Source organism: Microbispora sp. ATCC PTA-5024 (assembly GCF_000511135.2).
GTDB classification, from domain to species: Bacteria; Actinomycetota; Actinomycetes; order Streptosporangiales; family Streptosporangiaceae; genus Microbispora; species Microbispora corallina.
The window spans coordinates 831,769-840,565 of sequence record NZ_KI866522.1; the positions used below are offsets into that span (position 1 = coordinate 831,769).

General features: G+C 72.9%; 7 protein-coding genes. 3 read left to right on the forward strand and 4 right to left on the reverse strand.

What is annotated here, in order from left to right; all coding sequences use genetic code 11:
• The 3 genes from MPTA5024_RS03820 to MPTA5024_RS03830 form a co-directional block, all read left to right on the forward strand.
• Positions 1 to 1,015, forward strand: a 1,015-nt coding sequence (locus MPTA5024_RS03820) for a monooxygenase (protein WP_036323059.1), incomplete at its 5' end; no start/stop codon positions are given.
• Between the two features lie 189 nt (positions 1,016 to 1,204).
• Positions 1,205 to 2,908 carry a carbohydrate-binding module family 20 domain-containing protein gene (locus MPTA5024_RS03825; protein ID WP_036319895.1) on the forward strand — a complete coding sequence of 568 codons (1,704 nt, stop codon included), beginning with the start codon at positions 1,205 to 1,207 and terminating at the stop codon, positions 2,906 to 2,908.
• 28 nt (positions 2,909 to 2,936) lie between these two features.
• Complete coding sequence (locus tag MPTA5024_RS03830; RefSeq protein WP_232326164.1) at positions 2,937 to 4,127, forward strand: MFS transporter; 1,191 nt, start codon at positions 2,937 to 2,939, stop codon at positions 4,125 to 4,127.
• 152 nt (positions 4,128 to 4,279) lie between these two features.
• Here the strand turns inward: MPTA5024_RS03830 and MPTA5024_RS03835 are convergent, their stop codons facing one another.
• From MPTA5024_RS03835 to MPTA5024_RS03850, 4 genes are all read right to left on the reverse strand, one after another.
• Positions 4,280 to 4,906, reverse strand: a complete 627-nt coding sequence (locus MPTA5024_RS03835) for a GOLPH3/VPS74 family protein (protein WP_036319901.1) — start codon at positions 4,904 to 4,906, stop codon at positions 4,280 to 4,282.
• 15 nt (positions 4,907 to 4,921) lie between these two features.
• On the reverse strand, positions 4,922 to 5,191 hold the full coding sequence (locus MPTA5024_RS03840; RefSeq protein ID WP_036319902.1) for a hypothetical protein: 270 nt from the start codon (positions 5,189 to 5,191) through the stop codon (positions 4,922 to 4,924).
• A gap of 2 nt (positions 5,192 to 5,193) precedes the next feature.
• Complete coding sequence (locus MPTA5024_RS03845; protein WP_036319905.1) at positions 5,194 to 6,120, reverse strand: SPFH domain-containing protein; 927 nt, start codon at positions 6,118 to 6,120, stop codon at positions 5,194 to 5,196.
• 125 nt (positions 6,121 to 6,245) lie between these two features.
• A partial coding sequence (locus MPTA5024_RS03850) for a glycoside hydrolase family 3 protein (RefSeq protein WP_063794615.1) occupies positions 6,246 to 8,797 on the reverse strand: 2,552 nt, incomplete at its 5' end.

The following is an 8,797-nucleotide window of genomic DNA, read 5'->3' on the forward strand; positions in this document are numbered from 1 at the left end:
GCTGCGGCCCGGGGAGCGGTTCGTGACCCTCACGCTGCCGCAGCCGTACCGGCCGGCGGCCCCCTCGGGCGGCACCGACGAGTACCGGTGCTTCCTGCTCGACCCGAGGCTGACCGCGCCGGCCTTCCTGACCGGCAGCCAGTTCCTCCCGCAGAACACCGCGATCGTGCACCACGCGATCGTCTTCCGGGTGGGACCCCAGGAGGCCAAGGCGGCGCGGTCCCTGGACGCCTCCACCCCGGGCGAAGGGTGGACCTGCTTCGGGGACGCCGGCGTGGAGAACGGCGCATGGGTCGGCCACTGGGCCCCGGGCGCCAACGAGACCCTGCTCAGGCAGAAGGCGGGATATGCGATGCCGGCGGGCAGCCGGATGATCCTGCAGATCCACTACAACCTGCTGGCCACGGACGGCAGGCCGGGCGGCACGGACCGGTCGGGCATCCGGCTGCGGCTCGCCGAGGGCGCGGACGACCTCATCCCCCTGGAGACGGGCCGGCTGGTCGCGCCGATCGAGCTTCCCTGCACGCCACAGGAGTCGGGGCCGCTGTGCGACCGGGCCGCCGCCGTCCGCGACGTCGCCCACCGCTTCGGCGAGCAGGCCCGGGGCATGGTCGACGGCCTGACGCAGATGTGCGGGAAGGGCGCGCCTCCGGTACCCGGGCCGACGCAGCACTGCGACGTCAGGCCGGAGCGGGGCGGCACCGTCTACGCGGTCGCCGGGCACATGCACCTGCTCGGCCGGTCGATCAGGATCGAGCTCGACCCGGGCACGCCGAAGGCGAGGACGCTGCTCGACATCCCGTCGTACGACTTCGACGACCAGGCCATCCATCCGCTGGCGACACCCGTCGCGGTCAAGCCCGGAGACACGCTCCGGGTGACCTGCACGTACGACGCCGGGCTGCGCCGCCTGCTGCCGGCCCTGCGCGGCCTGCCGCCCCGCTACGTGGTCTGGGGCGAGGGCACCAGCGACGAGATGTGCCTGGGGCTGCTCGTCTGGTCCCTGCCCCGCTGACAGCGGTTGCTGAAAGATTCTGAAAAACAGGCCCTTCTTGCGCAAAGCATTGCACGGGTCTCAGCGGCGCAGTAACTTCCGGGCAACGTCCGGGACACACGGAATCCGGGCGGTGGAAGGAGCCGGGCCAGGCGTAGGCGCGCCCGGCCCGGCGGAGGGATCCCATCCGCACTGTCAGGAGACCCCGCCATGAGATCCTACAAACCCCTGGCCGCCGTGACGGCGGCCCTGCTGACCTGCGCCGGGCTCGCGGCGCCCGTCGCGCTCGCCAGGCCGGCCGAGGCCGCGCCGCCCTTCCGGGGGCCGATCGCGAACCTCTGGAACTGGAACTGGGCCTCCGTCGGCAGGGAGTGCGCCTCGGTCCTCGGGCCCGCCGGGTACGGCGCGGTGCAGGTGTCGCCCCCGGAGGACTCGATGACCAAGGGCGGCTCGGTCTGGTGGGACGTCTACCAGCCCGCCCGCTACCAGCTGACCAGCAAGTTCGGCGACGAGAACGCGTTCAGGGCGATGATCGCCGCCTGTCACGCCGCCGGCGTGAAGGTCCACGCGGACGCCGTGATCAACCACATGACCGGCCAGGGCAGTTCGAGCTACGGCGGCTACTCCTTCGGCAAGTACAGCTACCCCGGCCTCTACTCCTCCGCCGACTTCCACTCCCCCGCCTGCGCCATCACGAACTACGGCGACGCGTCGAACGTGCAGGGCTGCGAGCTGTCCGGCCTGGCCGACCTGAACACCGGCTCCTCCTACGTCCGCGACCAGATCGCGGCGTACCTGAACAAACTGACCTCGCTCGGGGTGGACGGCTTCCGCGTCGACGCGGCCAAGCACATCAGCCCGGCCGACCTGTCCGCGATCACGTCCAGGCTCACCGGCTCGCCGTACCTGCAGCAGGAGGTCATCTACGGCGACGGCGAGGCCGTGCAGCCGAGCCAGTACACCGGCATCGGCGACGTCCACGAGTTCGTGTACGGGCGCAAGCTGAAGGAGCAGTTCACCGGGCAGATCCACTGGCTGTCCACCTTCGGCCGGAGCTGGGGGCTGTCGGTGCCCTCCGACAAGGCCGTCGTCTTCGTGGACAACCACGACACCGAGCGCAACGGATCCACGCTGAACTACAAGTACGGCGACACCTACCGGCTGGCCAACGTGTTCATGCTCGCCTGGCCGTACGGGACGCCGAGCGTCTACTCCGGCTTCACCTGGAGCGACTCCGAGGCCGGCCCGCCGTCCGCGAACGGCGGGTTCGTCACCGACGCCGACTGCTCCAGCGGCCGCTGGACCTGCTTCCACCGCCAGATGACCGGCATGGTGGGCTTCTACGACACGGTCGCCGGCACCGGGGTGGCCGACTGGTACGACGACGGCGACAACGTCATCGCGTTCAGCCGGGGCGCGAAGGGCTGGGTGGCGATCAACAACGGAGGCGCCCCGCTGACGCGGACCTTCACCACCGGGCTGCCCGCCGGGACGTACCAGAACGTCGCGGGGAGCGGGTCGGTCACCGTGGCCGCCGACGGGACCGCGCCGGTCACGGTGCCGGCGAAATCGGCGGTGGCCGTCCGCGTCGGCGCGCCGGCGTCGCCGCCGCCCAACGGCGGCACGGTCGCGGCCACGTTCAGTGCGACCGCCACCACCGTCTGGGGCCAGAACGTGTACGTCGTGGGGAACATCCCGGCGCTCGGGTCCTGGAACACGGCGAACGCGATCCCGATGTCGCCGGCGTCGTACCCGGTGTGGTCGGCCACGGTCACGCTGCCCGGCTCGACCGGGGTCGAGTACAAGTACATCAAGAAGAACCCGGACGGCTCGGTGACCTGGGAGAGCGGGGCGAACCGGACCTTCACCACAGGATCCGGCGGATCGGTCACACGCTCCGATACCTGGCGATGACCCCGGGCCCAGCGGGTACCGTGTGCGCGTGGATCATCGGGGACTGACACGGGCACGGGTCGCGGTCGCGGCCACGTTCGCCCTGCACGGCGCGGTGACCGGGAGCTTCGCGACCCGGATCCCGTGGATCCAGGACCACCTGCACACCGGGCCCGGCGGCCTCGGCCTGGCCCTGCTCGCGCCCGCGGTCGGGTCGCTCGTGGCCATGCCGACCGCGGGCCGCGTCACGCACCGGTTCGGCGGCCGCGCGGTCACCCGCTGGCTCATCGCGCTGTGGTGCGCGATGCTCGCCTTCCCCGCGCTCGCGCCCAACCTGCCGTCGCTGTGGCTCGTCCTGTTCGTGTACGGGGCCGTTGCCGGGATGTGCGACGTCGCCATGAACGCCCAGGGCGTCGTGGTCGAGCAGCGGCTCGGCCGTTCGATCATGTCGGGCCTGCACGGCATGTGGAGCGTGGGCGGCCTGGTGGCCGGCGGCGCCGGGATCCTCGCCGCCCACGTCGGCCTCGACGCCCGCGTCCATCTGGGGGCGATGGCCGTCGTGCTGATCGTGGCCGGCCTCGGCGTCGGGCCCTTCCTGCTGGACGTGCGGCCGGGGGCGGACGAGGCCGCGCCACCGCACTTCGTCCTCCCGGCACGGGAGGTCCTGCTCATCGGGCTGATCGGGTTCGCCGGGATCTTCGGCGAGTCGGCCAGCCAGGACTGGTGCGCGGTCTACCTGAAGCAGGTCGCCGGAGCCTCGCCCGCCGTGGCGGCGGCGAGCTACACGGCGTTCGCGTTCATGATGGCCGCCGGCCGCCTGTGCGGGGACGCCGTGGTCCGACGCGTGGGCCCGGTCCGCACCGTCCGCGCCGGAGGGGCGCTCGCGACGCTCGGCGGCGTCCTCGTGGTGGCCGGGCGGGCGCCGGTCCCGGCCATCGCCGGGTTCATGCTGATCGGCCTCGGCATCGCCGTGGTGATCCCGCTGGTCTTCGCCGCCGCCGGCAACGCCGGGCGGACGCCGAGCGAGGGCGTGGCCGGCGCGGCCACCGTCAGCTACGCCTCGGGCTTCGTCGCGCCGAGCGCCATCGGCGGCATCGCCGCCTTCACCGGGCTGCCGATCTCCTTCGGGCTCGTCACGGCCCTCCTGGCCACCGTCCTGCTCGGGGCCGGCGTGCTCCGCCCCTCCGCCGCCGGCGCGCGCACCCGCCTCACCCCCGACTCCCCCGCCGAGCCCGCCTGAGGTTCGCCTCAGGTCGCCTGAGACCGCGGGAGCCCGCCACCCAGCCTGAGCCCGCCCGAGCCCGCCGCCGCGCCCGACGCCGCCCGAGCCCGCCGGTCCTGACTGTCGTCCGCGCGCCCTCACAACCGCGCGGCTGGAGGGTTGGGCGGTGGTCAGCCCGAGTAGGCGGCGCGGGCCTGGCGGACGACGCTGCGCAGGGCCGGCGCCGCCGGTCCGCTCCGCTCGGTCAGCTGGGCGATCCGCTGCCGGTGCTCCCGCCGCTTGGCCGACGGGAGCACGGTCCCGACCTCGCCCGCGGCCGCGAGGGCGACGAGCGCCGCGTCCCGCGCGTCGACGCGGGAGACGGGACCGGTGAGCGCCCCGTCGACCCGGGCCGCGAGCCTCCGGGCCACCCGGGTGTCGCGGACCCGGACGAGACGACTGCTGAAGATCAGCAACTGCTTGCGCGTCTCCCGCCGGACCAGCCGCTGCCCCTCCAGCCGGTCGAGGACCGCCTCCACCGTCCGACGGCGGTCCTTGCCGATCCAGTGCCGCCACGTCCGGGGCGGGGAGGCGGCGAGGACGGCCAGCAGGTCGTCCAGGACGGGATCGCCGACGGCCTCCTCGGTCAGGACGCGCACCCTGCCGCCGTCGTCGGCGATGCGGCCGCGCAGCAGCAGGTCGGTGAGCGCCGCCGCGCGGAGCAGATAGGGGAACGGCAGGCCCGTCACCACCCGCTCCCTGCGGGGGTCGTAGCCGAGGAGGCAGAGCTGCTCCGCCAGGGAGCCGGGGATGTCCACGCGGACCGCCTTCTCTCAGTCGTCGTCGGATGGGGCCCCGGCGTCCGGCGCGGGCGGCGCGGCGCCCTCCGGAGCCTCGGGCGGGGCGGGTGACTTGGGCGGGCGGCCGCGCCGGGGGATGCGGCCGGCGCCGCCCGGGAGCCGTCCCGCGTCGGACAGCGCCCGCCGGAGCAGGAACTCGATCTGCGCGTTGGTGCTGCGCAGCTCGTCGCCGGCCCACCGGGCCAGCGCGTCGTGCACGGCGGGGTCGAGCCGGAGCAGGATGCTCTTGCGCTCGGTCGCCACGGCTACTGGTAGAGGGAGCCGGTGTTGACCACGGGCTGCACGTCGCGGTCGCCGCAGAGGACGACGAGCAGGTTACTGACCATCGTGGCCCTGCGCTCCTCGTCGAGGTCGATCACCTCGTTCGCCTCGAGACGGGCCAGGGCGGCCTCGACCATGCCGACCGCGCCGTCCACGATCCGCTGGCGGGCCGCGACGACGGCGCCGGCCTGCTGGCGGCGCAGCATCGCCTGCGCGATCTCCGGCGCGTACGCCAGGCGGGTGATGCGCGACTCGATGACCTTCACGCCGGCGGACGCCACCCGGGCCTGGATCTCGGCCGACAGGCGGCCGGTGATCTCGTCGGCGTTCTCACGCAGCGAGAGCGTGTCGTCGTGCCCGTCGTACGGGTAGCTGCCCGCGATGTGGCGGACGGCCGTCTCGGTCTGGAAGGCGACGAACTCCACGAAGTCGTCCACCTCGAACACGGCCTTGGCCGTGTCCTCGACCTGCCAGACCACCACGGCCGCCATCTCGATCGGGTTGCCGTCGGCGTCGTTGACCTTGGTCACGTCCGTCTCGTGGTTGCGGATGCGGGTCGACACGCGCCGCTTGTTCGTGAAGGGGACCACGAAGCGCAGGCCGGGGGCGCGCACGGTGCCGACGTAGCGGCCGAGCAGCTGCACCACCCGCGCCTCGCCGGGCGCGACGGCGGTCAGGCCGGTGAAGACCACGACCACGCCCAGGAGGAGCAGCAGCCCCGCGATGATCAGGACGGTGCCCTTCCCGCCGTCGCCCCCGGCCGCGGCGTCGCCGCCCACGGCGATCAGCACGGGCGAGGCCAGCAGGCCAAGCAGGGCCGCCGCCAGCAGCGGCCATCCGGAGACCGCCCGGGTCGTCCGCTCGCCGATCCGCGGCGTCGGCATGTCGACGGCGATGCGCGTGTCTGTCATGACTCCTCCTCGATGTCTATCTCCAATCTAGCAAAGTGATATCACTTTTGGCTAGAGAAGCCCGGCCTGGCCCGGGAGGCCGCTTTCGCGAAGCGACCCGGGCCAGGACGGGTGCGGTGCGCCGCCTAGGTGAGGTCGGCGCAGCTCAGCGCGTCGGGATCGGTGGCCGCCTTCGGCACCCAGCGGACGTTGGCGAACGACGCGGAGAACGCGCCGTCGGTGTAGACGAGGAAGGGCGTGTTGACCACCTCCAGGTCCAGGCCCCCGGCGGCGAAGCAGGAGATCGGGATCTTGACGGTCGTCTTCACGCCGGCCGGCATCTTCTGGAACAGCGAGGTCGCCACCACCTCGGCGTAGCAGGGATAGACGCAGTGCACGCTCACCACGGTTCGGTTGGCGGGCGGGGAGTACACGATCGCGTCGAACTCGAGTGCCGCGTCGGCGTTCAGGTATCCCCGCAGGTCGGTGCCGCCCGCCGGGTTCTGCATGTAGATCTGCGCGGGCCCGGTCCCCGTCCAGGTGGCCTTGAGCCCGTCCTGCTGGACGTTGACGTCGGCGGGCTCGACGGTGATCTCCGAGTGGGCGGCGGCGCCGTCGGGACCGATCTCGGTGCCGCCCCAGTTCTCCGCCGAGCCGATGTAGCTCTTGTACGGCGGGACGTCCTGCCGGTCGAAGATCTCCAGGTCCTCGGTGGCGGTGCCGCCGCCGCCCGTGCTGCCGCACGCCGCCCCGGGTGAGGTCTCGTCGAGCGTGCCGACCTTCCCGGTCTGGCCGTAGCGCAGGCCGTACCCGACGGGGAACAGCGGGTCGTAGCCCTCGTCGCCCACGTTCAGGGGCGTCTGGCAGGCGCTCCGGGGCCAGGAGTAGGACAGCGTGCCGGTGTACCCGGCGCCGCTCCGCCTGCCGCGCACGAGCAGGTCGGCGACCCCGCCGCCCTCGGTGCCGGGCAGCCAGGCCGCGACGAACGCGTCCGACCGGTTGAGCTCCTTGTTGACGTAGAGCGGGCGGCCGGAGACGAAGACGGTGACCACCGGGGCTCCCTTGCCGCTCACCTTGTCGAGCACGGCGAGGTCGCCGGGGTAGAGCTTGGCCGCCTCCAGCGTCTTGCGCCCGAGGTCGCCGACGCCCTCGGCGTACGGCGTCTCGCCGATCACGGCGACGACCGCGTCGTAGGCGGACGGGTCGACGCCGTCGGCGTTCTCGCTGAACGTCACGCGGTCCGCGCCGAGCGCCTCCTTGAGGCCGGCGAGGATCGTGGTGCCGTTCGGGAAGTCGGCGTTGGTGTTGCCGGTGCCCTGCCAGCTCAGGCTCCAGCCGCCCGTCTGGTTCTGCAGGTTGTCGGCGCTCTTGCCGACGACGAGGACCGTGGAGCCGGGCGCGAGCGGCAGGACCCTGCCGTTGTTCTTGAGCAGGACCTGCGACTCGCGGACGGCCCTGCGGGCGAGCGCCCGGGCCTGCAGGGCGTCGGCCGACCCGGCGTGCGCGCGGGCCGACGGCCTCGGCTCGTCGAAGACCCCGGCCCGGAGCTTGACCCGCAGGATGCGGGTGACCGCGTCGTCGATCCGGGACATCGGGATGTCGCCCGACTGCACCTGCGCGATCGTGTTGGCGATGAACGCCTTCCAGTCGTTGGGCACCATCACGACGTCGATCCCCGCGTTGATCGCCCGGGGACAGCTCGCGTTGGTGCATCCGGCGACCTGGCCGATGCCGTTCCAGTCGGACACGACCAGCCCGTCGAAGCCCATCTTCCGCTTGAGGATCTCGGTGAGGGCCTTCTCGCTGCCGTGGATCTTGCCCTCCTCGATGCCGAGGTCGGGGTTGGTCCAGCTGTTGAACGACGCCATCACGGTCTGGGCGCCGGCCGCCAGGGCGCCGTAGTAGCCCTGGCCGTGGATGTTGATCATGTCGGCCTCGGACGAGGGGTTCACCCCCTGGTCCTGGCCCTTGGCCGTGCCGCCGTCGCCGATGAAGTGCTTGGCCGTGGCGAGCACGCCGCCGAGCCGGTGGCCGTGGCCGCCCTGCAGGCCGCGGACGATCTCGTAGCCGTACGCCCGGGTGACGCGCGGGTCCTCCGAGAAGCCCTCGTACGTGCGGCCCCACCGGTCGTCCCGGACGACCGCGAGGGTGGGCGCGAACGCCCAGTCCTGTCCGGTGGCCCTGATCTGGGTGGCGGTGGCCGCCCCGACGTCCCGGACGAGGCAGGGGTCGTGGGCCGCGCCCAGGCCGATGTTGTGCGGGAAGAGCGTGGCGCCGTACACGTTGTTGTCGCCGTGCACGGCGTCGATGCCCCAGATGATCGGGATCTTCGTGCGGGTGGAGACCGACGCCTGCCAGTAGGCGTCTGCGAGGTCGAGCCAGGCCTTCGGGGCGGCGTGCTTGTCGCGGCCGGGCCAGGAGCCGCCGCCGTTCAGGACCGAGCCGATGGCGTACTGCCGGACCTCGTCGGGAGTGATCGCGGAGATCTCGGGCTGGGTCATCTGGCCGACCTTCTCGGCGAGCGTCATCCCGGCGACGATGGTCGCGATGCGCTTCTCGTCGGCCGGGTTCCGCCCGATCTCGCTGCGCACCCGCGGCCAGTCCGGCAGTGTGGGCAGCCGCTTCTCGATGCGGGCGCAGCCGCCCGCCTTGTCCGGGCTTCCGACGACCGGTTGCCGGTCGGGGCGGGCGGCGTCCC